Genomic DNA, 26,517 nt, shown 5'->3' on the forward strand with positions numbered 1-26,517 from the left:
AAGCTTGCCATCCCACCCTTCCTTCGGAGGTGCTTCCTGATCTGTTTCAACCGCTTGGCAGGCTTTCACCTGTCGGTATCGATCGATCTTGAAGGCGCTTCAGGTGATCCCGCAATCTTTAAAAATTGTTCAGGGTGTTTCGGTTTTTGTAGCACTCAGTTCATGGTGTTTCCTTCCCCTCTTTCGGGGCTGCCGGCACTTGTGCCTGCCGGTTCCTGGTATCGGTTCAAGGGCTTATGCGCTGCGTCGGCGCCGGGTGGCCGTGGCGGCGAGTGTTGCCGCGCGGGCGGAAAGCTCGCCCATCTCGCGCTCCAGCATCGCCACCAGCTTGGTGGCGGCGAAACTCAGCGGATGCTCGCGCGCGCAGTTAAGGTCGATCTTGGTGGCGATGTTGTGCGGGCCGGCCAGCGGCACGGCAATCAGCTCGCCCGCCTTCTTTTCCCGCTCGATGGCCAGCTCCGGCAGGATCAGGATGGCCGCACCCCGACGCGCCAGCTCCTTCTGCATCTCGATGGAGCTGGTCTCGAACACGGGGTCCACCATCAGCCCGGCATCATGCATGGCGCTTTCCAGCGCCTGCCGCGCGGCAAAGGCGCTGTCGGGCAGGGCAAGGGCGTGGGTGGCAAGGTCTTCCAGCGTTACCTCACGCCGGCCGGCCAGCGGATGGTCCGGGCTCATGATGGCGGCATGGGCGAGTTCGCAGCTTTGCCGTACCTGGATGTCGGCGCGCGGCGGGCTGAAGAGGGTGATGGCGATATCGGCCTCGCGCTGGCTCAGCGCTTCCAGCGCCGCGCTGGCGCTGGTGATGCTCACCTCGTGCATCACCTTTGGATAAGTGAGGGAAAATTCGGCCAGCACCGGGCCGATAAGGCCAGCGGCAAGCGCGCCGTTGGTCACGATCTTCACGCTGCCGCGGCGCAGGCCTTTAAGGTCGTCGATCAGCATATGCACCTGATCGAGGTCGCGCAGCACGCGGCCGGTGCGGGCGGCCAATAGTTCGCCCGCTGCCGTCAGGCGAATGCCGCGCGCATCGCGCTCGATCAGCTGGGTCCCGAACTGATGTTCCAGATTTTCGATCTGCCGCGTGATGGCCGTCGGCGCCACACCCAGGCGCTGGGCGGCCTTGCGCAACGATCCGGCGCGCACGACCTCGCGGTAATAAAGAAGGGCCCTGATCTGCATGGTGCCACGGTCCTGGATAAGCCGGGAAAAGGGGGCGTTTTGCGCCGGCGCTGCCCTTGTTCGGGGCGGGGCGCACGTTAGGGCAGCATCATGCCACATTCCATGTAGAAAATGTGGTCACTGACACCTTTTTGTGGGCACTGCGCCCGGGTCTCTTTTCCACAGCCAGTGCCGCTCCTATGATCCCGGAAAAGCACTAAAGAGGCGGAACAGGGCCATGCGGCTAACCGAATTTGTCAGTGCCAACCCGATGATGGCGGCCGGCAGCTGGCGGCAGGAGCTGGTGGCCGGCGAGCCGGTGCAGCTTCCCCTCCGTTCAGAGGAATGGGTCGGGCGCTGCCTTTCCGTCTTCGGTGCACTCTCCGGGGCCGTGCGCCGTGCCAAGAGCGGCCAGCGCATAGAGCTTGGCAGCGGCGTCTCCTGGACGGACGAGGCCGGGGCCGATCATTTCCGCATTGCCGATGTCATCGTCGCCACGCCGCCCAAGGTCGGCCGGCGCTATGACAACACGCTGATCGCGCTGGTGGTGGAGGATGCCACCGCGCTCGATGCGGCGGAGGAAGGGCGCTTTGCCATCTACAAGCGCCAGAAGGGCATCCGCGAGGTGTTGCTGTTTTCCGCCGGTAAGCCGCTCGCCGTTCACTGGCGCCAGATCGGCGGCGAGTGGAGCGAGAACCGGTTGGAGGGGCAGGGGGCGGTGATGCGCCTTGCCAGCGTCAAGGCCAGCGTGTCGCTGCTCTCGGTCTATACCGATCTCGAGCCTGAAATAGACCCCTGAAGGCGGTTGACTGACCTTAGCGCCGCTGCAGGTCGCGGCGAATCTCAGCGAGCGCCGCCAGCGTGCGGTCGAGCGCCTGCTCGGTATCGTCCAGCCTTTTTTGCGCCTGAGCGGACTGGCGCTCGGCGCTGTCTGCGCGCTCGGCAACGCGCCGCAGTTCCTTGACGATGGAAGGGTCGTCAATGTCCTGGCGCATATGGTGCAGGCCCACGAACAGCACATCCGCCAGCGAGGCGCCGTCGGGCAAAAGCCGCTCCAGTGCGCTCAGCGCCGCTACCGCTTCGCCGCCGGAGCTTTTCTCCAGGCGCGCCAGGATGGCATGCAGGCGGCGGTCGAGACTCATCGTAAGGCGGGGCTCCGGATACTCGGGTCTGGGGTCCCGGCGGCAGAGGCCAGCGGGAAGTTCTTGTAATCGAACGCAGGTTTTTCCCCGCATTCAGTTGTAAGCTAAACGTGTCTGGGCGATAAACGTGGCCGGAAGAAGATAAATCGCGCGGGGTGCAGGCGCCGCCGAGGGTCAGGGGGAGAGATGAGGGGATTTGGACGCCTCGCTTTACGCATCTGGCTTTGCGCGGCGATTGCCCAGACCTTGGTGATAGTGGCGCTTTTTGCCGCCCTCATCAATATTCACACCCGTCAGGGCATGGACCTGCTGGAGACGCTGGTGGGCCGCGTGGTGGCGCCGGCGGCGGCACGCACCGCCCTTGGTTATCCGCTCGATACCCAGGCCCCGTTGCAGGGGCTGATTGAAAGCCTGGCCATCAGCGCCAAGCGCAATGCCGAAATCTATATCGTCGATGCCGACAATATCGTGATGTTCTCGACTGACGGCGAGAGCATCGGTTCGCCGGTGTCCGCCGCCTGGCAGCGCAACGATGCCCCGGCCGATGATTACTGGCAGGTGCTGACCGACCGCGAAATGGTGGTTGGCCGCGTCCTGCTGACACCGCTCGGCACCCGCGCCGGCGCCGTCATCGCCCGCGGCCTGCGCCGCGACGTGCTGGTGGATGTCGTCTCTGCTACCCAGCGCCCCGTCTTTATCGGCTTCGGCACGCTTGCCGTGCTGGCATTGCTGGCGCTACCGGCCGCCGGACTGGCGCTGCATCCGCTGGGCCTGCGCTTCGGCCGCATGGCGCGGCTGCATGCGGCAACAGCCGAACTGGTGAGCGCCGGCAAGGTGCCGGACAAATCTTCAAGCCCCAGCGATCTCGCCGTCACGGCCGCCATCTGGGACATGGAACAGCTGGAGGCGGAGGCGGCGCGCATCGACAAGGTCGAAGGGGTGGCCGGTGCCACCGCCCAGCCGACTTGCGGCCCGGCAAAAGAGGACGCGGCAACAGCCGCCGCTGAAGCGCCGTCCGATCCAACGGCACAGGAAAAACCGGCCGAGGGAGGGGCTGCCTGATGTCTCCCCTGCGTTCGCTCTGGCTGCTCATCATGGTCGGTGTCGTCGTCACCCTCATTCCCTGGGCGCTCACCGTCGCCTCGGCCACGCTGGTTGCCGGCAAGATGGTGCATGAGACGACCGCCACCCGGCTCGATATCATCGGCAATTCGCTCTCCGGCGATATCGGGGCCTATCTTGATCTCGGCGTACCGCTGGATGAGGCGGTGGGCGCTTCCGATTTCCTCGGCGCCGATCTGGCGGCCTATCATTATATCCTCAGTGCCAGCCTGACGTCGGCGGACGGGCATGAGCTTGGCAGCTACAAGGCGCCCGGCAGCCCGGCCGGGGCAGAATTCATGGCGGCGGATATGCCGACCCAGAGCAAGAGCTTCCCCATCACCTCGGCCGGCAAGGTCGTCGGCCGGCTTGATCTGGTCTACCGGCAGCCCACTGTCAGCGGCGAGCTGGGGCAGGCGGGGCTCAGTTTCCTCATCGCCCTCGCCATCTCCCTTGTCTTCGGGCTGCAGTTCATCCTCTCCTCCTTCCGGCGCTCCGTGCTGTGCCCGATGCAGGTGGCCGATGCGCTGGAGGCTCGCATGAGCCAGCGCCGCTTCGATACCCGCGCCCCGGTGGATGAGCCCGGCCCGCTCTCGCTGGTGTTTGAGCAGATCAACCAGCTGCTGGTCGCCGTCAATGAGCGGGTTGCCACCTGCCGTTCCTACCTGTGGGAAGTGCGCGACTACAGCTACAACCCGGCTGCCGCCCCGGCCATGGAGCGGCTGGAGCAGCGCCTCGGCCTTATCGGCCGTTTTGCCCCTGACGGCATGCGCGAGCTGAAGCTCGATCATGGCGATCTGCTGGCCGGCCCGGCCATCTTCCGCCTTGGTGCCCTGCTGGCCCTGCTGGCGACGCAGGCCTTTGCCACCGGGTTCGTTACCGCGCCTCATCTCCTCCTCATTCTGCTGGGCTCCGCCGCGGCTGCCTGCCTCATCCATGAGCTGTTCGGCTGGCTGCGCCTGTGGATCTTCGCACCGCTCGCACTCGCGGCGCTGATCGCGCTGCCCTGGCTGGGCGAGCCGCCCTCTGTTGCCGTTTGTCTCGGTGTCGGAACCTTCGCCGCCACTGCCTGCGCCCAGATGCTGGCGGCGCGCCATGTGGTGGCGCGGGCCGGTACCGCCTGGCACGGGCTTCTCGGGATCTTTGCCGGCCTTGGTATTGCCGTGCTGGCACAGCAGCTGCGTTTCCCGGCACTGGTCTGGGTCGCGGGTATCGCCGTTACCGGTGGTCTGGCCGCTCTCGGGCTGAGGAACACCCGCCTGCCGCGGGTACCGGCCGGCGAGACACGGTCGATGACCGGCAAGCTGCTGGCACTCATCGAGCTGCTGCCGGCGCTGCTGTTCTTCGGCGGGCTTGGTGTCTGGCTGTCGCAAACCGGCCTCAGGCTGGCCTTCTCCTGGTCGCTTGAAGGCAGCGCCGGCTTGCTGATGGCGATCTGGCTTGCCGCCGGCATAGCGAGCCTTACTGCCAGCATCGTGCTGGTGCTCTTGCGGGGGGCGCTGGCCGCGCCGGTCATCTGGCTTGCCCTGCCGCTGGCGCTCTTCGGGCTCGGGGGGCTGTTCTGGTTCCCGATCGATCCGCTGGGGACCGTGGTGGGCAGTGCGGCCATCATCGGCGCCGGGCTTCCTGTCGCCTTCGGCGTGATTGCCCGTGCCCGGGGCGGGGCCTTCTTCCCGTGGGCGACGGTGTGCCTTGCCGCCGGTGTGCTGACCACGCTGGACCCGCCGCGTCAGCCGGTGCCGGTCATCCTGTTTGCCGGTGCGGCGGCGGCGGCGCTGTTCCTCCTCATCGGCGGCCTTGTCGTCCTTCTGCGCGAGCGCACCCTGCGGAGGGCCTCATGAGTATCGGGCGCCGCGTTATCCTGCTGTTCGTCATCTGCTCCTGCGCGGTGGCACTGGCCGCCATCGGTGTCACGGTCGTGCGCCGCGTGGTGGAAGATACCCTCACCACCGATGCCCATGAGCGGGCGCTGCAAAGCAGCTGGGCCATTGCGCTCGACCGGCAAGCCGGCGCTGTCATCGATCTGGTGACCGCCCAGCTCGCCCGCCCCGACATCCAGCCTGCCGGTGTCCTTGCGACTCTGAGCGGCGTCGGGGTACGCAGCATCACCTTCTATGATGATCTGGCGCAGATGATCGGCGTATGGCCGGCAACCGAGCAGGTGGCGGATATTCCGGCCCGCCGTGTTGCCCAGGCCATCGCCGGCGGGCGCGGGTTCCATACGCTCGTTGCTTCCGGCGGCAGCATCTACATGGTGGCGGTCGGTCCGCTTCAGCGGCAGGGCGACGGCAAGGGTGCCTTCGCCGCGAAAGTGGAACTCAGCCTGCCGCTGGCGGAAACGGTGGGCGCGCTCGGCGGTGCCGGGTATGTCATCGATCCCGATGGCAAGCTCTTGTCCTCCTATGGCGCCCTGCCGTGGGCCGAGGTGTCGGCGGACTTTGCCGGCCGGACCTCCAACGTCTTCGACCTGACGCACGATACCCAGCGCCTGCGCCTGCAATCCATCACCCTGCGCCAGCCCGGCGGTACCGCGCTCGGTTATCTCGTCGTGCTGCGGGATATCACCACCTATGACCGCGTGCTGAATGTGATGGATCTCCTGTCCCTCACGGCCATCGTCGCGGTGTGCATTGCCGTGGTTGCTTTTGGCCGCTGGTTTGCCGCCGGCAGCCTCAGGCCGCTGGCGACAGCCGCGGACGGGCTCAGCACGCTTGTTGCCGGCAACACCAATGTCGATGTGCCGGGCGCCGAACGGAATGATGAGGCCGGCCAGCTTGCCCGCGCGGTTGTTGCCTTCCGTGACCGGGTGCGCCAGTCGCGCCAGGGCGAGGCGCAGCGCGCCCGCCAGTGGTCGCGCCAGCAGGAATTCATTCGTGCGCAGATGATGCGGATGGCGGAAACCCTGTCCGCTGACGGTCGCCGTACGCTGGAAGAAGATCTGGCCCGGATAGAGGCGCTCGCCGTCGGTGGTCCGGATGGCAAGGAAGGCGGCAGCAAGGCGGGCGGCGATGCAGCGCTCACGGCGGCTGTCGAGGTGATGGCCCAGCGCGTCAGCGAGCAGCATCGCGAGCTGGACCGGCTGGTCAACGAACTGCGCGCTGCGCTCGGCACCCGCACCGAGCTTTTCCAGCTCCAGCAGCAGATGGAAGTCGCCCGCTCCATGCAGCAGGCCATGCTGCCGCGCGGCCTGCTGCCCAACCCCCATATCGAGGTTAAGGGCCGCCTTGTCCCGGCTGCAGAGCTGGACGGCGCCTTCTTCGACTATTTCTGGATCGATGAGGAACGGCTGGGGCTGACCCTCGGTCAGCCGGCCGTGGGCGGCCTTGTCGGCGGTTTCCAGTCCGGCACCGCCCGCGCCTCGATGCGGGCGCTGCTGCTGGCCGGCCTTGATGCCGGCGAGGCGCTGACACGAACGCGTGCCGAGCTGCGGGCGGAAGAGAACGGGGAGGATTTTGCCCTCACCGCCGCCATCATCGAACCCGGCACCGGCAATCTGGTCTGGGCCTCGCATGCCATGGCGCCGCCGATAGCGGTGCGCCGCCTCGGCGATGCCGCCGAGCTCTCCGGCACTGCCATCCAGGATGTCGATTATGACGGCGATGGCACCACGGACGAGCACCGTTTTGAGCTGCCGCGCCGCTCCGCCGTCATGTTCTATGCGCCGGGTGTGGCCCAGAATGTGGGGCCTGCGGTTGCCCCTGGCCGCCTGCTTTCCGGCCTGCGCGCGGCAGACGATATCTCCGTCGACAGCCTGCTGGCGGCGCTTCAGTCCGAAGGGCTGCTCGATCCGGGTGCCGTCGGCAATGTCAGGGATGGCGTGTGCGTGATCGCACGTTTCCTCGCCTGATGTGCCGCCTGGTCCGCCATGGGGGACGCTGGGGCCGGGGCTTTTTCCTCTTGCTTTGCGCCGCCCTGCTGGGCCTCGGGCTGACAGCCCGGCCGGCACAGGCGGGCGATTGCCGCTCGCTGGCGGCCGTGGCCGAGCCTGAATTCGGCATTCCCGAAGGGCTGCTTCAGGCCATGGCGATGGTGGAAACCGGCATTTACGGCATGGCCTGGCCCTGGACCATCAATGCCGGCGGCAAGCCCTATTACATGCTGACCGAGGCGGACGCGCAGGAGCTCGCCCGCCGCGCCGTCGCCGTCTATGGCGATCAGGTCGCCATGGGCTGTATGCAGATTTACCTGCGCTGGCACGCACAGGAATTCCACGATCTGCAGGAGATACTGCAACCGGCCGCCAATGTGCGCTACGCTGCGGCCTATCTGGTCAGCCTGCATCAGCGTTACGGTTCCTGGGTCAGTGCCGTGCAGCACTATCACGCCTCAGACCCCACGGCGCAGCTCATCTATCTGTGCAAGGTCATCCGTACGCGCGCTTCGCTGGGCTTCCAGACCGTGAGTTTGGATACCGCCCGGGCCTGTGCCGGTGCGGCGCCGATCCCCGGAGCCATGGTGACCGCCACCCCCGGCTTGCCGGCCGGCGCCGCGCCGGACCCGGCCTCCGGCAACCAGCAGGGGGAGAATGGTCGTGGCCAGTAATCGCCTGTTATGGACCCCGATAAGACCCCGCCGTTCGGTCGTTGCCCTGCTCGCGGTGTTTTCCCTTGGCCTGCCTGCGATCCTGCCCTTGCCGGTTGCGGCGCAGCTCTGCGGCCAGCCGTCCTTTGCCATGTCGCCGCCGGCGCTCAATTTCCGCACGCCGTCGCTGGTCACCCCCACGGTTAATTACCGTCTGCCCAGCCTGCGTCTCTCCACCCTGCCGGCGCTCGGCCCCAGCTTTCCGGCCCTCAACCTGCGCTCGCCGACCCTGCCGGCATTGCCCCAGGCAAGCTTCACCATGTCGCCCAGCTCGATGAATTTGCCGGCACCGCCGGGTCTGGCGGCGCTCAACCAGCTCGCCGGTCTGCCGGGCCAGCTGGCGAACCAGCTTTCCAGTCAACTCAACCGCCTGACCAACCTGCCGCCGCTGCCAACTCTCGCCCTCAGATGCAGCGGGTTGTGTTGCCGGTGAGGTGGACCATCTATATTTTGAAAGTCGCCGTCTTTTGAAAGTTGTCGCGATCATTATTGCAGCCGTTCTGGTCCTCGCGGCAGCCGGCGGGGCCGCATGGTACTTCCTGGGCGGCTCCGGCGGTGGAGACTCGGGTGTGCAGGCGGCTCCGAGTCCCGTTGAAAATCAGGCCGGTGTCACTAATCCTTCACCGGACAATGCGGAAACGGGCGATAAGTCGACAAAAGAAGCCCCGCCCCCTCCCCGAAGAGTCGAAGACGCCGCGAAGCCAGAAAACTGGCCAGTTTTCTCAATTGAACTGGCTACTTTCCGCAGTCTGGACAAGGCTCGTGAGTATCTGGCGGCCATTAGTCAGCGCGATATTGAAGCAGAACTGGTGGAAACGGTGGATGCAGGGGGACGTGCATGGTACCACGTCAGGACTGGGAAGTTTGACGATCCGCGGCAGGCAGCAGCCCGGCTTCCGGACGTCGAAAGAAAGACTTCCGTCTACGGGGTAGTGGTAACCGAAATACCGGCTGCCGCTGCCAAGTGAGCGGAGGCAATCGCCTTGGGGGGCGAAGTGAGCAGGTTTTCGCTTGGGACCGGACAGGCAGTCGCTCTCATGGCAGGCGGTTTCATGATCGCCGCGCTGTCCTTTGCCTTTGGCGCTATCCTGTTTTGGTCCCCGGCTTCCAGCCAGTCTGCTTCCGGTTCAGCCGCCCAGGCAACGGCGGGCGGTCAGGTCGCCTCGGCGGACGGGGCGGAAGAGGGCGATAGCGGCCTTGTCGGCGCAGCGGGCCGCAAGGCTTCCGTCCAGTATGATTCCAGTGTCTACATCATGAAGAACAAGGCTGGCGACCTTTTGGGCGACAGCGCGGTGGACGCGACGAAAGAAGCGGTCGAGCCCGGGGTTGAAGCCGCCTCCCATGCGGTTGCCAGTGTGCTCCCGTCTTCCATTGCCCATTATGTCCCCTGGCTTGCCGGCGCCGCCCTCTACAAGGCGGAAGGCAATGCCAAGGAAAGCCTCGGCAACGTTGTCGAGGATAATTTTGAAGCGGCCGCAATGGCGGTGAAACCGGGCGGTGACGGTAGCGACGGTGGCAATGCCCCGGCGGCTTCCGGTTCTTCCGCGTCGGCCGGCAGGGTGGCGACGGGCGGGGCAGGGGCCCCTTCAGCCGTTTCCGGTTCCGTCCCCGGCACCGGCGGTGCTGTTGCTGGCGGAATGGTCACGCCTGCCGCCTGGGGTGGCGAGCGCTGGACGATCCGTCTCGGCCGCTTTGCCACGGCGGCCAATGCTGACACCTTTGCCGGCGAGCTGTCGCGCCGGGGTGTGCCAGCGCGGGTTGCCGTTGCTTCCGATGGCGGGCGTTACTGGTCTTTCGTCCAGTCCGGCAGTTACGAGGGCAGGGGCGCCGCCGAAATGGCGCTGCGCGACCTGCAGGCGCGGGGTTACGGTGGCTCGGTCGTCAGCGAAGGTGGGAGTGGGTTTTGAGCGTCTCCCCCCGTCTCATAAAGGCCGCACGCCGGAGCGTCGCGGTGGCCGCGCTAGTCCTCCTCGCCAGCTGTGCAACCAAGGATGCTCCGACGCTCACCTTTGAGAGTGTCTCGCTGACGGCGGTTGAGGCTGCCAATGACAACAGCCCCGTTGCCGTTGATCTCCTGCTGGTGCGCGACCAGGCGCTTGTCGACAAATTGCTGGCGCTGACCGCTGCACAATGGTTCCAGCAGCGCGCCCAGTTCGAGGCGGATTATCCCAAGGATTTGAGCGTCTATGGCTGGGAGATCGTCCCCGGCCAGACGCTGGAGGACAAGATACCTTCAACCTCGCCCGCCTGGGCGGGCATCGTTTTCACCAGCTACCACACCGCCGGTGCCCACCGCCTGCGTGTCTTCCCGGCCGAGAAGGGACCGAGTGTCTCCCTGCGTCTGGAAGCGGTGGATGCGGTCGTAAAATAAGGTCCCCCTTTTTCCCGTTATTTCCTGTCACCCAGCCCTCCAACAAGCCGGACCATTTCGCGTGAGCACTGTCAGGGACATACCCGATCCGATCGACTGGCATGAGGGCATGCTGCTCGCCCCGCAGCACTTCCAGCAGGAAGCGCTGCGTGCCAGCACGGCCCTTTCTGTGCGCCTCGATCAGGTCGCGGCTTTTCCCTGGGGCATTACCCATCTCCTGCTCGACCGCGTAGCGCTGGTCTCCGGCATGGTGCGCGTGCTGGAACTGGAAGGTGTGATGCCCGACGGGCTTACCGTCTGGCACGACAATACCAGCCCCGAGCCGCTGGAGCTTGATATCGGCCCGATGGGCGATCCGCTCGCCCAGGCGCCCATCACCATCTTCATCACCGTGCCCGCCGCCCGCTCGGGCAGCTGGGGGGGCGCGCAGCGCTGGCGCTCCAGCGAAGGCAAGCCGGTGGCGGACGAAAACAGCGGCGAGGAAATTCCCGTGCCGCGCCTGCGCCCGCGCCTTGCGCTCACCGCCATCCCCACGCCGGGCGATATGCCGCCGCAGCGTCTCGTCTCGCTGCCCATCGCGCGCATTACCTTCGCCAATGACAGCTTTGCGCTGGTGGAAAACTACGCCCCGCCGGCACTCGCCGTGCCGGCCAACTCGCCCGTCGGGCGCCTGTGCGCCGATATTGCCCGCCGCGTGCGTGAAAAGGCCATGCTGCTGGCCGAGCGCATCGTTGATGGCGGTGTTGCTGCGCCGGGCAGCGGCGACGTGAATGGTGAAATCCGCGCCCTGGTCGTGTCGCTGCCGGTGCTGGAAGCCCAGCTTGCCGTCGAATGCGTGCACCCCTTCATTCTTTACCAGAGCATGTGTGCGCTGCTGGGCCACGTCTCCTATCTTTCTACCGGCAAGGTACCGCCCAAGCTCTCGCGCTACGATCATTACGATCCCTACGCCGCCTTCAGCGAAATCCAGGACTATATCGTCCGCATGGTCGACCGCGTGCGCGAAGCGGTGGAGCCTATCCGCTTCCGCTTCGAAAGTGGCATGTTCGGCCTTGAGATGACCAGGGACTGGATCGCCGGCCGTCTGTTCATCGGCGTGCGCGGCCCGGCCGCCATGTCGGCAGCGGAGATCGTTTCCTGGATCGAGAATGCCGTCATCGCCTCGCGCAGCCAACTGGAGCGGCTGGCCACCCTGCGTGTGAGGGGCCTTGCCCGCACGGTGGTAGAAACCGACAGCGAGATCGGCCTTGTGGTGCCGCGCGGCACCGTGCTCTTCCGGATCGAAAAGGATGAGGAACTGCTTCTGGCCGGCGAGCCGCTGGAAGTGTGGAACCCGGACAATCTGGGCAGCCGCTCGCGGCCCGTCGATATCTCGCTCTACGTCGCGCCATGACCAGCGAGATGGAAATGCTCCCGCGCCGGGACATCCTCGACAGCTTCCTGGCGTTTGTGGCGGAGCTTAACCATCACCGCATGGCGGTTGGTGCGCGGGCGCGCGCCGTGCCGCCCGCCGGTCAGCTCCGGGCCGGCGGCCCGGTGGCGACGGCGGATGAGCAGATCATGCCGGCCTTCCTGCTGGAGGCGCCGGTGGGTGTCACCGCTCAGGCCGACCAGCCGGATGAGCCGGCCCCCAGTGCCCGCCCCGATCCCGAAATTATCCTGGAGCGCCTGCAGCAGTTCCTGGAAGCCGATGCGCGCAACTTCTCCCGCAAGGCGACGGAGATGATGCTCGCCCAGTATCGCGAGGCGCAGTACGCCATGGTGGCGCTGGCCGACGACGTCTTCCTGCACGAGATCGACTGGTATGGCCGCGACGTATGGCGCAGCAACCATCTCGAGCAGCGCATCTTCCAGTCCCGCCTTGGCGGAGATCGCATTTTCGAGCGCATGGACAAGCTGCTCGCCTCCGGCGACCGTCGTCTGCTCCAGCTCGCTTCCATCTATCTCTGCATCCTGTCGCTCGGCTTCCGTGGCCGTCACCGGGGCCCGCGTGGTGAGATGATGGTGCGCAGCTACGCGCAGCGCCTCTTCGAGATGATTTCCGGCCGCGACCCGCTGCTGCTGGGTGATTTTGCCACCACCGTGCGCCCGCTGGTGCCGTCGGCCTATGCCCATACCGTCATTGGCGACAGTGCCCGGCGCGGGCGTTTCCAGCTGCGCTGGCCGTGGATTGCCGCGCTTGTCGTCGTCGGCTGGCTGGTGCTGGGACAGGCTGCGTGGATGTGGTTCTCCCAAGATACCTCCAACGCGGTGCATGAAGTTTTGCGCGTGGCCGGGGGAGGCGCCCCATGATGGAAGCGCTCTTCACCTGGCTGGCTGGTGACCAGTATATCGTGCTCGCCATCATCGGCGTGCTCATGCTGTTGCTGGTGCTGGTCATGGTTGTCGTGCTGGTGCGCGCCAACAAGGCCGCCCGTGCACTGCCGGAAGACGCACCGCCGCCGCCGGTCGAACTCGACGTCATCTCCGTAACGCCGGAGGACATTGCCGCCCAGAAGCAGCAGGAAGTGCGTTCTCTGCGCCGCCTGATGCGCGACGGGTTCTCGGCCACGAAGGAGTCCTTCGCCCGCAACCCCTATCTCATGCCCTGGGTGCTGCGGGTCGGTGTCGGCAGCAACGGCGATGGCGGCCTGCTGGCGGCCAGCGAACAGATCCGTCCGCCGCTTGGCGATCCAGGCCGCGATGCGCTCAGCTGGCATTTCTATGAACGCGGCGTCATCCTCAATGCCGGCCGCTCCGACCTCTGGTCGCAGATCCTCTCCTTCGTCAGCCGCAAGCGCCCGTCGCTGCCGCTTGACGGCATCCTGCTGACGGTCTCCGTCGCTGACCTTGCCGACAGCCGCCGCGCCAATGCGCTGGGCTCGGAAGCCTATGCGCTGCTGTGGCAGGCCCAGCGCACGCTCGGTTTTGCCGTGCCGGTCTATGTCGTCGTCACCGGCACCGAAAACCTGCCAGGCTTCGAGGCGCTGGAGGGCATGCTGCCGCCGGGCTTCCGCGATGGCATGCTCGGCTGGTCTTTCCCCTATCCCATGGATACCGCCTTCTCCGGCGATTATGTCGGGGAGGCACTGTCGGCCATCGAGCAGGGCGTGCTCTCCATCACCTTCGAGGCCTTCGGCTCGGTGATGGAAGGGGCGCGCGGCGCCGAACTGCTGCGCATCCGCGAGAACCTGACCGATCTGGAAGAGCCGCTGAAGGCTTTCCTCACCACCGCCTTCCGCCGTACCGCTTTCCATGAGGCGAATTTCTTCCGCGGCGTCTATTTCATCGCCCAGCCCGATCCGGATCGCGGCGCTTCCTTCGCGCATGATCTCATCGAGCAGAAGGTGTTTGCCGAAAGCGGGCTTTCCCGCCCGCTGCGCGGTGCCCGGGGTCGTGTGTGGCGCCGTTTTGCCTGGCCGGCGGTGGCACTCGTGCTGCTGATGGCGGGGGCCGCCTCCATCGCCGCCTCGCTCGGGCGGCTTCATGCCTATCAGGCAGCGGCCGTGCCGGCACTGCATGCGCTGGCAAGCGATGTGTCGGCCTTTGGCGGCCTGCGCACCAAACCGGTCGATGCGGCGGCAAGCTCCGATGCCGCCATCCGTTACCTCAACACCGCCAATGTTCTGGCGCGGGCGGAGCCGTTCCTTTACCTGCCCGCTTCCTGGGTCGAGCGCGATCCCTACGGTGCCCGTGCTGCGATGCGCGCGGGCTGGGAAAATGTGGTGATGGTCGCCCTCAAGGCGCATATCGAGGACAAGCTGCGCGATCTCTCCAATTCCGGTGAGACCGACCTGCCGCCCGATATTGCCCTGCCGCGTTTTCTCAGCCGTCTTGCCGAGGCGGAAGGTTTTGCCCTTGCCTATAACCAGCTGAGCGCCGGTACTCCGCCAGCTTCGACACGCGAACTCATCGACTATGCGCTGAACGTCAATGTGCCGGCGCAGACCATGGGTCATCTGGTGCGCTGGGATGTGATCGGCCCGGGCTCCGCGCCCTACAGCAATCCCAATCTCCATATCGATCTCACCCAGTTCCAGCCGGCCGCGCAGGCCACCTATCTGCAGTTCGCCGATGGCTATATGCGCATGCTGGCGGCAGGTGGGCAGGCGGGTCTTCGCTTGCAGCTCGTCTCCAAGGAACTGAAGCTGCTGGTCACCGGCCGCAAGGCCGGCAAGAGCGCGACCGCCAGCTTCATGGAAGTCTCCGCCGGCCTTGATGAGGCGCGCTCGCTGCTCGCTTCCGGCCAGCCCTCCTGGCTCGGCGCTGCCGGCCCGGTGGTCCCGGCCGATATCCAGCTGATGATGGATGCGGCGGCAAAGTCCGATCTGCTCGGCCCGCGTTCGGCGCGCGATGTCCAGGCTCTCGCAAGCCGTCGGTTTGAGGAGGTGAAGGGTCAGGTGCTGGCGGTAGATAGCCCCATCGGCCCGCTCGTCACCCGCACCGAAGGCGTCAGCGCTGCGCTCTCCTCTCCGGCGGAATCACTGCGCCAGACGCTCGCGCAGTGGCTGCAGCGCAGCTTCATGCAGCCGGCGGATACCACCACGGCCAGCGCCGCGCCGCTTTCCGGTTATGGCTGGGATTCCGCGTCGCTGGAAAGCGTGCCGCCGCTCTTTGACGACTACATGCTGTTCGAGGCCAAGGAGATGGCACAGCTGCCGCCCTCTCTCCGGCCCGCCATGCGCTCGGCAGCGCAGGAAAGCCTGCATTCCAGCGTTACCCTCGCCATCGATCGTGCTTCCACCGGTATCGATGCGCGCGCCGTCGCCGCCACCAACTCGCTGGCCCAACTCGGCGGTTATGCCTCCTCGCTGCGGGTGGCCGTGCCCGTCATCGAGCAGACCATCCAGTCCTATCTCCAGATCGGCATGAGCCAGCCGGCGGACGAGGTGCGTAACCGCGTCTCCAGCCTTGCCGGCGCCATCGTCGAGCGGGTGGACCAGATGCTGGCCGATGACCAGCTCTATCGCCCGAGCACGCGCTATCTTGCCAACTGGCAGGGAGAGGCGATTTCTCCGGCGGGCATGTTCGACCAGCCGGATCTGCCGGCTCTGCGCCAGCGCCTCATCCAGTGGCGTCTTGAGATCACCACGCTTGCCCGCGATACCGCCGGTCCGATGCTGGAAGTTCTCTCGCGCCCGCTTCTGCAAACCCCGAGGGCCACGGCCGTTGCCGCCAAGTGGCTTCAGATCAGCGCCGCGCTTGATGCCTATGATGGCGCCCGCCCCAATGCCAGCCTGTTGCAGTTGGAAAACTTCATCAGCACCGACATGGCTGCCATCAGCGCGGAAAATTGCGCGGGGGACCCCACGGCACCGGGCATGGGCGGCGATTTCTTCGCCGATGCGCTGGAATCGTTGAAGCGTGACATCCGCGGGCGTTGTTACCAGCTGAAGGACGAGCGCCTCGTCACTGCCTATCAGAGCATCAAGCAGATCTTCGACCAGCGTCTGGCCGGCCATATTCCCTTTACCTATGCCGGCGGCAATGCCGCTCCGGCGGGGCGGGAAGATGTGGCGGCCTTCTATGCCGCCTTCGATGCCAGCAAGGATGTGCTGACGACGGCCATTCCAGCAGCGGCGCTCACCCGCCAGGCCTGGCAGCCGCCGGCAGCCTTCATCTCCGCCATGGCGACGGCGCGGCCCTTCCTCATGCAGGTTGCGGCGCCGGAGGCCGGCACCAGCCTCATGGTCAATCCGTCCTTCCGTGCCAACCGCGCGGGCGAGGTCGGCGGCAGCGACATCATCGAATGGTCATTCGGTGCAGGTTCGAAGCAGGTCTCCAGCTTCACCGGCGGCGATGTCGCCTGGGCGCCCGGAGAAACGGCTTCCATCTCACTGCGCTGGGCCCGCAACGGCCCGGTCGTGCCGGTACGGGTGCTGGGCTCCACGCTTGGCACCATAGACGGGCTTACCGCGCGTTACTCGGCTGACGGGCTGTGGTCGCTCTATTCGCTGATGCGGGGCCTGACAGCGCCGCCGGGGGATGCTGCGGATGCGCAGGCAGTCAGTTCCGGTACGCTGCTGCGCTTCGATGTCGCCATCGGTTCGGCAGATGCGCCGTCTGTCGACGGTACGGCAACGGCAAGCCTGCCGGCCCGCGTCTATGCCCGCCTTGAGCTGAGCCGCTCCAAGACAGAGCAGGGCCAGACGACGAAGGAAAAGATTGCCTTCCCGGGGCTGCCGGCCTTTGCGCCGGAGCTGCCGGTTGCTTCCAGCCATATGGGGGTGAGCCAGGGGCTTGGCCAAGGGCTTGGCATGAGCCTGCCGCAGCTGCCGGGCATGGTTGCGCCGGGCGCGGCGATGCCGGTGCCGCTTCTCCAGCAGGGCACCTCCTACACGCCCTCCCAGCTCGATCGCGAGATGCTTGGCCTTTCCCTGCCGCGTTTCACCCCCGCAACCCTGACCGCCAACACGCCGGGAGACCTCTGATCCCATGAGCGCGCAAGCTCGCCTCGACGCCATATACCGCGCCCTCGGCATCAAGCCCGAGCGTATCCTCGCGCCGCTGGCGGAGGGTGAGGGCGCCGGCGTCGACATGCGCTACACGCCGGAGTTCGACGAACTGGCGGAGATGCGGCGCGAGGACAGCGACGACGATCAGGGCATCTGGAAGACGGCGCCGAAGAAGGCGGACTGGAAGGCGGTTGCCCGCCAGTGCGCCACGCTGCTCTCCACCCGCACGCATGACCTGCAGATCGCCGTCTGGCTGTTGCAGGCCATGATCCGCCTGCAGGGCTTCGGCGGCCTTGCCGCCGGCTGCGACCTGCTGGGCCGGCTTTGCCGCGAGTTCTGGCCGGTGTTGTGGCCGAAGCTCGATGGCGACGATATGGAATCGCGCCTTGCCCCGTTCTTCTGGGCCGACCGGCATCTGACCATCGAGCTGCTGCAGGTTGCCGTCACCGATACGGCGGATGAGGCCCCGCAGGGCATCAACTTCCAGCGCATCGTCAAGGGCCGGCAACTGGTGCAACTCGCCACCAACAATGCCCGCGCCTATGCCGAGGCGATTTCGGAAGGCGAGCTGTCGCCGGAAGATATCGAGGCGATCATTGCCGAGACGCCGGATGAGTTCTTCGTCTCCCTGCATGAGGATCTGGCGCTCGCCCGGCAAAAGCTCGCCGAGCTGATCTCCATTCTCGATGGCGTTGCCGGCATGGATGCGCCGAGCCTTTCCAGCATCGGCCGCACATTGGGCGAGATCGGCGCCTATCTGACCGGTGTACTCACGGCCCGGGATATCGAGGTCGAGACTGTCTCTTCGACGGCCTCCGCTGACGCGCAGACGGATGACGATGACGATCCCTTTGCGCTGTCGCAGGGTGAGGACGACATGACCGATGCGGATAGCGATGACAGTGGCGAAGACGACGATCCCTTTGCCATGGACGAATCGGCGCAGGCTGTACCGTATGAAGAGGTGCCGGCACCGACTCCGGCCCGTACGGCTGGCCGGTCCGGCGTCTTTGAGCTGCCGTCCATTTCTTCCCGCCGCGAGGCTTACCGGCTGCTCGATCACGCCGCCAACTGGCTGATCGACCACGAGCCGCATAGCCCGGTGCCCTTCATGGTCAAGCGCGCCGTCTCCTGGGAGGGGGCGAGCCTGCGCACCGTGCTGACAGAGCTGATGTCGCGCGGGGCGGATGCCGACACCATCATGGAATTTCTTGCGATTGACGAGTCTGGAAAGCCGGCCGGAAGTGCCGTCCGAAAGACTGGCCGATTATTCGAGGAATAGCGCAAAACGAGAATGCGCTTGAAGATATTCAGTAATTTTGGGAGCTTTTTCATACGTCATTAATGAGATTTCCACTATCGGTATGGTGGCTTATTTCGTCGGCGCCAGTCGTGGCTGGTCACTAACAGTGCAAATAACCTGCACGCATTGAATTGGGGAGCTCGAGAATGAGCGAGAGCACGCAGAAGAAGCTTGATCGGGTGCGCCCGCCGCGTGTCCAGATCACCTACGACGTCCACACCGGCGGCGCGATCGAGATGAAGGAGCTGCCGCTCGTGGTGGGCATCATGGCGGATCTTTCCGGCAAGCCGGAAAACCCGCTGCCCAAGGTCAAGGACCGCAAGTTCGTCGAGATTGACCGCGACAACTTCAATGACGTGCTCGCCGCCTCCGCGCCGCGCATCGCCTATCAGGTCCCGAACCGCCTTCAGGATGACGGCAGCAAGCTCAATGTCCTGCTGAACTTCTCCGAGATGGACGATTTCAGCCCGGTCTCCGTGATCAAGCGGGTGCCGAGCCTCAGCCGTCTGTTCGAAGCGCGCCAGCGCCTGACCGACCTGCTCGCCAAGCTCGATGGCAATGACGAGCTGGGCAGCATTCTCAATGACGTCGTCGCCAGCACCGAGCAGCAGGATGAGCTGCGCGGTCTGCTCGGCTCTTCCGCCGCCGGCGAAGAAGCCCCGGCCGAAGAGAAGTGATGCCCCGGCATCGTTGACGCCCATTCTGAGGAAAGGTGACTACCGTGAGCACTGAGACCACTGTTCAGAGTGCCGAAGGCGCGACCCTGCTGGACCGTATGATGTCCGAGGGCAAGATGGCCCGCGACGAATCGCAGCGGGGCTATGCACGCGACCTTATCGCCGAGTTCGTCGACCAGGTGCTGGCAGAGACTGGCGAAGCCAGCAGCGCCGATGTCGTCGAGCTTATCAATTCCCGTGTTGCCCAGATCGACGAGCTGATCAGCGTTCAGCTTAACGAGGTGCTCCACGCCCCGGAATTCCAGAAGCTGGAATCCACCTGGCGCGGCCTCAACTACCTCGTCATGAACACCGAGACCAGCACGCGCCTCAAGCTGCGCGTGATGAACGTCGCCAAGTCCGAGCTCCTCAAGGATCTCGAAAAGGCGGTGGAGTTCGATCAGAGCGCCCTCTTCAAGAAAGTGTACGAAGAAGAGTACGGCACTCTCGGCGGCACCCCGTACGGTTTGCTGATCGGCGACTATGAGTTCGGTCGTCATCCGCAGGATGTGGCACTGCTGGAGAAGATCTCCAACGTCGCCGCTGCGGCCCATGCCCCGTTCATCGCCGCTTCCAGCCCGCTGCTGTTCGACATGTCGAGCTTCACCGAGCTGGCCCAGCCGCGTGACCTCGCCAAGATCTTCGAGAGCGCCGAGCTCATCAAGTGGCGGTCCTTCCGTGAGTCCGAAGACTCGCGTTATGTCGCCCTTGCCATGCCGCACGTTCTCCTGCGTCTGCCCTATGGCCCCAACACCGTTCCGGTGGAAGGCGTCAACTTCATCGAGGATGTCGACGGCACCGATCACAGCCGTTACCTCTGGGGCAACGCGGCCTGGGCGCTGGGTGCCCGCATCACCGACGCGTTCGCCAAATATGGCTGGATGGCCGCGATCCGCGGTGTCGAGGGCGGTGGCAAGGTCGAGGGTCTGCCGACCCACACCTTCAAGACCGACGAAGGCGACATCGCGCTCAAGTGCCCGACCGAGATCGCCATCACCGATCGTCGCGAGAAGGAACTGAGCGACCTCGGCTTCATCTCGCTCGTCCACTGCAAGAACACGGACTATGCGGCGTTCTTCGGTGGACAGACGGCCAACAAGCCCAAGGTCTACAACACCAACGAGGCCAACGCGAACTCGCGCGTCTCGGCGCTGTTGCCCTATGTGCTCGCGGCCAGCCGCTTTGCCCACTACATCAAGGTCATGATGCGCGACAAGATCGGCTCGTTCATGACCCGCGGCAATGTGGAGAGCTACCTCAACACCTGGATGGCCAACTACATCCTGCTGGATGATGATGCCCCTCAGGGCACCAAGGCCCGCTTCCCGCTGCGTGAAGGCCGTGTTGACGTCTATGACGTCCCGGGCCGTCCGGGCGTCTATCGCGCCAACGTGTTCCTGCGTCCGCACTTCCAGCTGGAAGAGCTGTCCGCCTCCATCCGCCTCGTGGCGGAACTGCCGGCGGCCGGCGCCCAGTAAAGCGCCCGACACTTCAGCGCCTCCCCCGGCAGCGGCCATAACAGCGGCTGCCGGGGAACCGGCGATCCGGAACGGTTGAATAGCGGAGTCAAATAAATGGCACAGGTAATCCTCGAGATCCCCGGCGTGGAAGGCGAATGCCAGCTGGAAGGGTTTCAGAAGATGATCGTCTGCGAGAGCCTCTCGCATGACATGGAAATCGAAATTGAAATGTCCTCGAACGCCCGCCGTACGGTGCACGTTCCGACCATTTCCAACTTCGTGATCGCCCGTAAGTGGGACCTCGCTTCCCCGGGCCTCATCAAGTCCATCCTGCGCGCTGCCGTCGACACCAACGCCTGGAAGATCCACTGCCTCAAGGGCCTGGGCGAAGACGAGAACATGCAGGCCGAGTTCCTGACCGTGGAGCTGGAGAAGCCGATCCTGGCCAAATACGGCCTGGAAGTGAGCGAAGGCGACACGACCGAGAACATCGAAATCAACGCCGTTGTCGTCAGCTGGACCTACAGCATGTATGACGACAAGCAGTCCAAGACCGGTACCAAGTCGGTCAAGTTCGACACGCTGTCCGGCAAGCTGGCCTCCAGCTGATCTGTCAGGCCGTGACGAGAAACCAGCCGTGGCCCCCATCCGGGGGCCGCGGTCGGGTTTCTTTTCATCGCCCGCAAGGGGACGACCATGCGGCGTGAAGATCTCTACTCGCATTATGAGCGCGAGCTTCTGTACCTGCGCCGCGCCGGCGAGGGCTTTGCCCGTGCCTACCCCAAGGTTGCCAAGCGCCTGGCTCTCGGACCGGACGAGGCGGGCGACCCGCATGTCGAGCGGCTGATCGAGAGCTTCGCGTTTTTAAGTTCGCGCCTGCAGCTCAATCTGGATGCGCAGTTTCCGGTCTTTACCGATGCGCTGCTCGGCATCCTCTATCCCCATCTTTCTGCGCCTATCCCCGCCTGCGGCATTGCGCGGCTGACGCCCGATGCCGAGGCCGGCAAGATGACCGACGGGCATCTGCTGCCGCGTGGCACCGGCCTTGTCGCCATGGCCGGGCCGGATATGCGCTGCCGCTTCACCACCACCTCCGATCTCACCATCTGGCCGCTGGAAATCACCCAGACCGTTCATGTCGAGCCGGACGAGACGCCCTTTGCCGACCGCGGCAATATCTCCAGCGTCATCCAGCTGCGCCTTGAGGCGCTGGCCGATCCGCTGGAGACGCTGGGCGTGCGGCGCCTGCGCCTCTTCATCCATTCGGAATCGAGCGTGGCCGCCGCGGTCTATGAAGCGCTCACCTGCCATGTGCGCGAGGCGCTGTTCATCAATGAAGAGGGGCGCAGCACCTCGGTGATGGGCCGGCCGATCATCGAGGCGGCAGGTCTGGCGCTGAATGAAAACCTGCTGCCGGTGCCGCCCAACAGCCACCCGGCCTACGGGCTGCTGCAGGAATATTTCATCTTCCCGCAGAAGTTCCTGTTCGTGGACCTGCTGCTGCCCGAGGGCGCGCTCAAGGGCAAGAGCAGCGTGGTCCAGCTCGGCCTTTCCCAGCCGCTGCCGGCGCGCCTTCGCATGCGCCCGGATACGCTGCTCACCGGCTGCGTGCCGGTGGTCAATCTCTTCCGCCGCATTGCCGAGCCGGTGCGGCTTGACCAGCGCCGCTCCAGCTATCTGGTGGTGGCCGACGCCCTGCGCGACCGCATTACCGAAGTGCACACGGTGCTGGATGTTGCCGGCATCCATGATGACGGCACGCGCGTGCCCTACGTGCCGCTCTTTTCCACCCGCCATGCCATGGCGTCGCCCGAACCGGGCGTGGAGCCGGAGGCGTTCTGGCTGACCAGCCGCGAGATGGGCATGCGCTCGGACCGCGGCGGCACCGATACCTGGCTCTCGCTCGTCGATCTCAATTTCGATCCCACGCGCCCGGCGGCCGAAACGCTGATGGTCACCACGCTGTGCACCAACCGCGGCCTTGCCGAGGAAGTGCCGGCCAAGGCCGAGCTGTCGCTGGAAGATGCCGCGCCGGTCGGGCAGGCGATGCTGCTCTACAAGCCCACCCTGCCGCGCTACCGCGCCGGCACCGGCGAGACGGCCTGGCGCCTCGTCAGCCAGATGGCGCTCAACCATCTGAGCCTCACCACCGGGCCCGATGCGCTGGAGGCGTTGCAGGAGATCCTGACGCTGCACACGCTGGATGATCCAGCGGCGCGCGTGCAGGTCGCGGCGCTGCGCTCCATGGCGGTGCGGCCCATCGTGCAGCGGGTCGGGCGCGATGCCTGGCGCGGCTTCTGCCGCGGCCTCAACGTCAGTCTGGAGATCGACGAGCGGGGCTTCGTCGGGGCCAGTCCGCTGGTCTTCGGGGAGGTGCTGTCCCGCTTCATGGGCCTTTACGCATCCATCAACAGCTTCGTGCAGCTGAGCTTCCGCTCGATGCAACGCGGGGGAGAGTGGCGGACATGGCCGAGCGTCACCGGCGACCAAAACCTTCTCTGATCGAGGATCTGTTCGCCCGGCCGCATCGTTATGAGCTGCTGCAGGCGATCTCCTTGCTTGAACGCGTCGATCGCGGTGCTGTGCCTATCGGCCAGGGCATAGATCCCGAGTTCGAGGCGGTGCGGCTGGAGCAGGAGCCGGGCCTTGCCTTCGCCCCCAGCGATGTTTCTTCGCTGAAGCGCAGCGAGGACGGGCAGCCGCCGGTCCTGCGCACGCCCGTTATCGGTATGGGCGGCGTCAACGGCCCCATCCCCTATGCCTTCACCGAAACGCTGGTGGAGCGCTCCGCCCGCCGCGACACGGCGATGGGCGCCTTCTTCAACATCTTCAATCACCGCATCGTCTCGCTGTTCTACCGCGTGCGCACCACCACCGAGCCGCTGCTCTCGCGCTCGCCGGATGTCACGCTGGTGGCCGATGTGCTGCGCGCCATGGTCGGCATCGGCACGCCGGGCCTCGCCAAAAGGCTGGATGGCATCGGGGACCGGGCGCTGCTTGGCCATGCCGCGTTGCTGGCGGACCGGCGCCGCTCGGCCATCGGCCTGCAATCGCTGCTGGCAGGCATCTTTTCCGCCAATGTCGAGGTGCTGAGCTTCCGGGGCCGCTGGCAGGAGCTGGAGGAAGGTTCGCTCACCCGCCTCGGCCGTTCCGGCGACAATGGCACCGGTGCCAACAAGCTGGGAGAAGGCGCGCTGCTTGGCCAGCGCATCTGGGACCAGCACGCCGCCTATGTGGTCTCGATCCGGACCGACGATCTGAAGCGCTATGTGGAATTCCTGCCGAGCGGGCGCCATTTCCGGCCGCTCATCTCGCTTTGCCGCTTTTATGCCGGCGAGGTGATGGATGTGGTGGTGGAGCTGCGTCTTGGCCGCAAGGCCATTCCGCCGCTGAAACTGTCGGCGAAGGAGGGCAGCCGCCTTGGCTGGACGAGCTGGCTTTCCGCCGTGGGCGGCCGGGCGACCAGGGGCGGTGAAAGCGTCAACGGGCGCGTGCGCCTCGTGGCACGAATGGGAGCGCCGGTTGGGGCGCGCGGGGGAGTTCCATCATGACCATCGACCTCAAGACCCTGATCGGCAAGCTCGACCGGCCGAGCAAGAAGGTGCTGGAGCAGGCGGCAGCCCTCTGCGTCTCCCACACCCATTATGATGTCGAGCCGGAACATCTGCTCTCCGCCCTCTTCAAGGCCGGCGACCCGGTGGTCAAGGCGCTGCTCGGCCGCTACGAGGTGACCGTCGGCGAGATCGAGGCGATGCTCGATACCGCGCTCGGCCGCATCAAGCGCGGCAATGCCCGCACGCCCGCCTTCTCGCCGCGTGTGCCGGAGATGCTGGAGGCGGCATTGCTCGCCTCCGCCGCGCGGCTGGAAAGCCCGACCGTCGTTCTCTCCACCCTGCTGCTCGCCCCGCTGGAGCGGGACCCGCTGCGCGGCCTGCTGCTGGAGATCGTGCCGGTGCTGGAGAATATCCAGATGGGCGAGGCGCTGCAGCTGCTGCCGGAGATGGTCCGTGCCGCCGCCGATCCGCGCAAGGATCTGGGCCCCCTGCTCGGCCGCTCCACCAAGGCCTCGCCGGCAGCACCTGCCGGTGCCAACGGCGCGCCTGCTGCCCCCGCGCAGGCCGGGGCGGAGGGTGAGGGGGATGCCCTCAAGCGCTTCACCATTGATCTCACAGAGCTTGCCCGCTCCGGCAAGCTGGACCCGGTAACGGGCCGCGACAGCGAAATCCGCCAGCTCATCGACGTGATGATGCGCCGGCGCCAGAACAACCCCATCCTTGTCGGCGAGCCCGGCGTGGGCAAGACGGCGGTGGTGGAAGGCCTTGCCCTGCGCATTGCCGCCGGGGATGTGCCGCCGGCGCTCAAAAGCATGGTGGTGCGCACCCTTGATATCGGCCTCCTCCAGGCCGGCGCTGGGGTGAAGGGCGAGTTTGAGGAGCGGCTCAAGAACCTCATCGCCGAGGTGGGCCGTCAGCCGGTGCCCGTCGTCATCTTCATCGACGAGGCGCACACCCTCATCGGCGCCGGCGGTGCTGCCGGACAGAACGATGCCGCCAACCTGCTGAAACCGGCACTGGCGCGTGGTGATTTCCGCACCATCGCGGCCACCACCTGGAGCGAATACAAGAAGTACTTTGAAAAGGACCCGGCGCTTGCCCGCCGTTTCCAGGCCATTCCGGTCAATGAGCCGGACGAGGCAGCCGCTGCGGCCATGCTGCGCGGCCTCGTGCCCAAGCTGGAAGCGCACCACGGCGTGCGTGTCCTGGCCGGCGCAATCGAGGCCGCCGTTGCCCTTTCCGCCCGCTACATGCCGGCGCGCCAGTTGCCGGACAAGGCGATCAGCGTGCTCGATACCGCCTGTGCGCGCGTTGCCATCGGCCGCACCGTCTCGCCCTCGGCGCTCGCCGATGCCGAAAACCGTCTCGATCTGCTGGCCGCCGAACGCAAGCTGCTGGAGCGCGAGCCCGGCGCCGGCCCGGAGATCGCCCGCCGCCTTGCTGCCATTGCCGCGGATGAGGAAGCCGCCGAAGCCGAGCGCGCCGCCCTCGTTACCCGCTGGGGCGAGGAAAGGGCGCTGGTTGAAAAGCTCGACGGCGCGCTGAAGGACGAAAAGGCCAATGGCGCCCTGCCGGCCCTGCGCGCGGAGCTTGACGGCCTGCAGCAGGAAGAGGTGCTGGTGCCCTGGTGCGTGGATGACCGCGCCGTCGCCAATGTCATCTCGGAGTGGACCGGCATCCCCACCGGCTCGCTCTCGCGCGATCTCGCCGCCGTCGTCCGCACGCTGGAAGATCGCCTTGGCGAGCGTGTCATCGGCCAGGGCCAGGCGCTTTCCGCCATCTCCAGCGCCATCCGCGCCTACCATGCCGGCCTTGCCGAGCCGCAGCGCCCGGTCGGCGTATTCCTGCTGTGCGGGCCAAGCGGTGTCGGCAAGACCGAGACCGCCCATGCCCTTGCCGACATTCTCTATGGCGGCGCCGGTAGCCTCATCACCATTAACATGTCCGAGTTTCAGGAGGCGCATTCCGTCGCGACCCTGCGCGGTGCCCCGCCGGGTTATGTCGGTTACGGCTCCGGCGGTGTGCTGACCGAGGCGGTACGCAAGCGCCCCTATTCGGTGGTGCTGCTGGATGAGGTCGAGAAGGCCCATCCCGACGTGCTCGACATGTTCTACCAGGTCTTCGACAAGGGGCATCTGGAGGATGGCGAGGGAGTCGCGGTCGATTTCCGCCACACCGTTATCCTGCTGACGAGCAATGTCGCCGAGGACATCCTGACCGCCGCCGGCCCGGCCACGCGCAGCATCGAGGCGCCGGCCGAGCGGCTGGAGGCGCTGGTGCGGCAGGTCTCGCCGGAGCTCAGGCGCCATTTCCGCACCGCCTTTATCGGCCGTCTCGTTACCGCGCCTTATCTGCCGCTGGGCGAGGAGCAGGTACGCCGCATCGTCGACATGCGCTGCGAGCGGGTGGCCCGGCGTTTTGCCGGCCGCAATGGCGACCGGCCGCTGGTCTTTACCGAGCGGGCGCGCGAGGAAATCCTGCGCCGCGCCATGATGGCCGATACCGGCGCGCGTGTGGTGGATAACGTGCTCAACCTCTCCGTCATCCCGCAGCTCGCCACCCGCATGCTGGATGCCATGGCGGCAGGCGGCGAGGTGGGGCAGATGCAGGTCGATGCCGAAGGGGATGGCACGCTCGTCTGCCGGCCGCTTGAATAGGGCGGGGTGGCATTTGGGCCAGGAAGGTAAAGAGGGC

At 66.0% G+C, this 26,517-nt stretch carries 21 protein-coding genes; 19 read left to right on the forward strand and 2 right to left on the reverse strand.

Going from position 1 to position 26,517, the window contains the following annotated elements; translation table 11 throughout:
• Nucleotides 1-234: 234 nt before the first annotated feature.
• A complete protein-coding gene (locus QTL98_RS05475; protein WP_445681216.1) occupies nucleotides 235-1,182 on the reverse strand; it encodes a LysR family transcriptional regulator in 948 nt (315 codons plus the stop codon).
• Nucleotides 1,183-1,399: 217 nt separating this feature from the next.
• Here QTL98_RS05475 and QTL98_RS05480 point away from each other — a divergent pair, with 217 nt between their 5' ends.
• A complete protein-coding gene (locus QTL98_RS05480) occupies nucleotides 1,400-1,960 on the forward strand; it encodes a hypothetical protein (protein ID WP_445681217.1) in 561 nt (186 codons plus the stop codon).
• A 16-nt stretch (nucleotides 1,961-1,976) separates the two neighbouring features.
• On the opposite strand, the gene QTL98_RS05485 is transcribed toward QTL98_RS05480, so the two are convergent.
• Nucleotides 1,977-2,303 carry a hypothetical protein gene (locus QTL98_RS05485; protein ID WP_445681218.1) on the reverse strand — a complete coding sequence of 109 codons (327 nt, stop codon included), beginning with the start codon at nucleotides 2,301-2,303 and terminating at the stop codon, nucleotides 1,977-1,979.
• A gap of 186 nt (nucleotides 2,304-2,489) precedes the next feature.
• On the opposite strand from QTL98_RS05485, the gene QTL98_RS05490 reads away from it, so the two are divergent.
• From QTL98_RS05490 to tssH, 18 genes are all read left to right on the forward strand, one after another.
• Complete coding sequence (locus QTL98_RS05490; protein WP_445681219.1) at nucleotides 2,490-3,365, forward strand: hypothetical protein; 876 nt, start codon at nucleotides 2,490-2,492, stop codon at nucleotides 3,363-3,365.
• Nucleotides 3,365-5,245, forward strand: a complete 1,881-nt coding sequence (locus tag QTL98_RS05495) for a hypothetical protein (RefSeq protein WP_445681220.1) — start codon at nucleotides 3,365-3,367, stop codon at nucleotides 5,243-5,245. Before QTL98_RS05490 ends, QTL98_RS05495 begins: the two co-directional genes overlap by 1 nt.
• Nucleotides 5,242-7,251: a PP2C family protein-serine/threonine phosphatase gene (locus QTL98_RS05500; protein WP_445681221.1), complete on the forward strand. Its 2,010-nt coding sequence runs from the start codon at nucleotides 5,242-5,244 to the stop codon at nucleotides 7,249-7,251. The genes QTL98_RS05495 and QTL98_RS05500 overlap by 4 nt, the downstream gene beginning before the upstream one ends.
• Nucleotides 7,224-7,946 carry a transglycosylase SLT domain-containing protein gene (locus QTL98_RS05505; protein ID WP_445681222.1) on the forward strand — a complete coding sequence of 241 codons (723 nt, stop codon included), beginning with the start codon at nucleotides 7,224-7,226 and terminating at the stop codon, nucleotides 7,944-7,946. The genes QTL98_RS05500 and QTL98_RS05505 overlap by 28 nt, the downstream gene beginning before the upstream one ends.
• The gene (locus tag QTL98_RS05510) at nucleotides 7,936-8,418 is read left to right on the forward strand and encodes a hypothetical protein (protein WP_445681223.1); all 483 of its coding nucleotides are present in this window, start codon (nucleotides 7,936-7,938) and stop codon (nucleotides 8,416-8,418) included. The genes QTL98_RS05505 and QTL98_RS05510 overlap by 11 nt, the downstream gene beginning before the upstream one ends.
• A 34-nt stretch (nucleotides 8,419-8,452) precedes the next feature.
• Nucleotides 8,453-8,953, forward strand: coding sequence for an SPOR domain-containing protein (locus tag QTL98_RS05515; RefSeq protein ID WP_445681224.1), 501 nt, complete (start codon nucleotides 8,453-8,455; stop codon nucleotides 8,951-8,953).
• A gap of 69 nt (nucleotides 8,954-9,022) precedes the next feature.
• A complete protein-coding gene (locus tag QTL98_RS05520) occupies nucleotides 9,023-9,892 on the forward strand; it encodes an SPOR domain-containing protein (protein WP_445681225.1) in 870 nt (289 codons plus the stop codon).
• 44 nt (nucleotides 9,893-9,936) lie between these two features.
• Complete coding sequence (locus QTL98_RS05525; RefSeq protein WP_445681226.1) at nucleotides 9,937-10,356, forward strand: hypothetical protein; 420 nt, start codon at nucleotides 9,937-9,939, stop codon at nucleotides 10,354-10,356.
• Between the two features lie 61 nt (nucleotides 10,357-10,417).
• Entirely contained in the window at nucleotides 10,418-11,749 is a 1,332-nt protein-coding gene (gene tssK, locus QTL98_RS05530; RefSeq protein ID WP_445681227.1) for a type VI secretion system baseplate subunit TssK, read from the forward strand.
• Between the two features lie 8 nt (nucleotides 11,750-11,757).
• A complete protein-coding gene (locus QTL98_RS05535) occupies nucleotides 11,758-12,648 on the forward strand; it encodes a DotU family type IV/VI secretion system protein (RefSeq protein ID WP_445681228.1) in 891 nt (296 codons plus the stop codon).
• The gene (locus tag QTL98_RS05540; RefSeq protein ID WP_445681229.1) at nucleotides 12,645-16,766 is read left to right on the forward strand and encodes a type VI secretion protein IcmF/TssM N-terminal domain-containing protein; all 4,122 of its coding nucleotides are present in this window, start codon (nucleotides 12,645-12,647) and stop codon (nucleotides 16,764-16,766) included. Before QTL98_RS05535 ends, QTL98_RS05540 begins: the two co-directional genes overlap by 4 nt.
• A gap of 4 nt (nucleotides 16,767-16,770) precedes the next feature.
• On the forward strand, nucleotides 16,771-18,072 hold the full coding sequence (tssA, locus tag QTL98_RS05545) for a type VI secretion system protein TssA (RefSeq protein ID WP_445681230.1): 1,302 nt from the start codon (nucleotides 16,771-16,773) through the stop codon (nucleotides 18,070-18,072).
• A 167-nt stretch (nucleotides 18,073-18,239) separates the two neighbouring features.
• Complete coding sequence (tssB, locus tag QTL98_RS05550) at nucleotides 18,240-18,770, forward strand: type VI secretion system contractile sheath small subunit (protein WP_445681231.1); 531 nt, start codon at nucleotides 18,240-18,242, stop codon at nucleotides 18,768-18,770.
• 98 nt (nucleotides 18,771-18,868) lie between these two features.
• Nucleotides 18,869-20,287: a type VI secretion system contractile sheath large subunit gene (tssC, locus tag QTL98_RS05555; RefSeq protein ID WP_510637549.1), complete on the forward strand. Its 1,419-nt coding sequence runs from the start codon at nucleotides 18,869-18,871 to the stop codon at nucleotides 20,285-20,287.
• A gap of 96 nt (nucleotides 20,288-20,383) precedes the next feature.
• The gene (locus QTL98_RS05560; protein ID WP_445681233.1) at nucleotides 20,384-20,878 is read left to right on the forward strand and encodes a type VI secretion system tube protein Hcp; all 495 of its coding nucleotides are present in this window, start codon (nucleotides 20,384-20,386) and stop codon (nucleotides 20,876-20,878) included.
• Nucleotides 20,879-20,965: 87 nt separating this feature from the next.
• Nucleotides 20,966-22,771 carry a type VI secretion system baseplate subunit TssF gene (gene tssF, locus QTL98_RS05565; protein WP_445681234.1) on the forward strand — a complete coding sequence of 602 codons (1,806 nt, stop codon included), beginning with the start codon at nucleotides 20,966-20,968 and terminating at the stop codon, nucleotides 22,769-22,771.
• A complete protein-coding gene (gene tssG, locus QTL98_RS05570; RefSeq protein ID WP_445681235.1) occupies nucleotides 22,735-23,820 on the forward strand; it encodes a type VI secretion system baseplate subunit TssG in 1,086 nt (361 codons plus the stop codon). Before tssF ends, tssG begins: the two co-directional genes overlap by 37 nt.
• Nucleotides 23,817-26,480, forward strand: a complete 2,664-nt coding sequence (gene tssH / locus QTL98_RS05575) for a type VI secretion system ATPase TssH (protein ID WP_445681236.1) — start codon at nucleotides 23,817-23,819, stop codon at nucleotides 26,478-26,480. The genes tssG and tssH overlap by 4 nt, the downstream gene beginning before the upstream one ends.
• The last annotated feature ends 37 nt before the right edge of the window (nucleotides 26,481-26,517 follow it).

This window comes from Radicibacter daui (assembly GCA_030657355.1).
GTDB classification, from domain to species: domain Bacteria; phylum Pseudomonadota; class Alphaproteobacteria; order Radicibacterales; family Radicibacteraceae; genus Radicibacter; species Radicibacter daui.